Raw genomic sequence first — 1,269 nt, 5'->3', positions numbered from 1 at the left:
GGGTATGTCAAGAATTTTGTGTAATTTTTTTTAGAAATCTTTGTCGTATTTTTCCATCAGAGGGCCAAGCCGTTCATCAATGAGCAGCTGGTTTCGGATTACCGCCCAATTGGCTAGGCGATGTGAATTCCATTTCTTGTAGAGTTCCAAGATTCTAAGGTAGAAGATTTTAAAGACAGCGTCTTCATTAGGAAATGAACCTTTCTTCGTAACCTTGCGGAAGCTGGCATTTACACTTTCAATGGCGTTGGTGGTATACATTACCTTGCGTACGGCACTGCCATAATTAAAAAGCTGCTCGACGTGTTGGAAGTTGTTTTCCCAGACGGCGACGGCGCCAGGATACCCCTGCCAGTCCTGCTTAAACTGGTCGAAAGCCCGCTGTGCTTCTTCTACGTTTACTGCACCATAAATCCCTTTCAGCTGCTTCGTGAAAGCACTCCACTGTTTCCGTGGAATATAACGAATCGAGTTCCGTACGAGATGGACGATGCAGCGTTGTACGGTGACATTTGGGAAAATAGCTTTGGCGCCCTCTTCCAAGCCGGATACGCCGTCAATCGAGAGAATGCCTAAATCCTCGATGCCACGGGCTTTGAGCTCATCGAAAATCTGCATCCAGGCATGCTTGCTTTCCGTTTCGTTGATCCAAAGGCCCAGTACGTCTTTGTACCCGTTGGTGTCGTAAGCCAGCATTACATAGACCGCGACCTGACGGATACCGCGTTCTGTCCGCATAGAAACGTAGATGCAGTCTACAAAGGAAAAAGGATAGAATGGCTTCAGCGGCCGTGTGCGCCAGCGATTCACTTCTTCCATGACGCAATCCGTAATATTCGAAATTTGTTCATGAGAGAGCTGGAAACCATAAATATCTTCGATGGTAGCAGCAATGTCACGCTGGCTCATACCACGTGCGTACATGGCCAATACTTTGCCTTCAATGGACGATACATCACGCTGATGTTTCTTTACAATCTGAGGTTCAAACTGGCCCTGACGGTCCCTGGGGACACGAATAGGGACTTCGCCCAGCGAGGTTTTCAACGTCTTCTGGGAATACCCATTGCGGGCATTGGTTGAATCTTCTGAATGCCCATTCTTTTCATAACCGAGGTGATTCTGCATTTCCCCTTTCAGTACAGCTTCAAAGATAGGGCCGAAAACCTGCTTCAAGGCATCCTGTATGTCCTGGGCATCTTTAATATCATAGTTTTCAAGAATCTGCTGAGCAATTTGTTCTCCGAATGTCGGGGTAGTTTTTTTACG

The 1,269-nt window shown here is 47.0% G+C and carries 1 protein-coding gene; it reads right to left on the bottom strand.

All coding sequences use genetic code 11. The features are described from left to right. Nucleotides 1–30: 30 nt before the first annotated feature. Nucleotides 31–1,236 carry an IS256 family transposase gene (locus ACE418_RS13410; RefSeq protein WP_416451078.1) on the bottom strand — a complete coding sequence of 402 codons (1,206 nt, stop codon included), beginning with the start codon at nucleotides 1,234–1,236 and terminating at the stop codon, nucleotides 31–33. Nucleotides 1,237–1,269: the final 33 nt, after the last annotated feature.

Origin of the sequence: Megasphaera jansseni, from assembly GCF_047974155.1 — a bacterium.
Classification (GTDB): domain Bacteria; phylum Bacillota; class Negativicutes; order Veillonellales; family Megasphaeraceae; genus Megasphaera.
The sequence above is the reverse complement of the archived record's forward strand: the minus strand, read 5'-3'. Positions and strand labels throughout refer to the sequence as shown.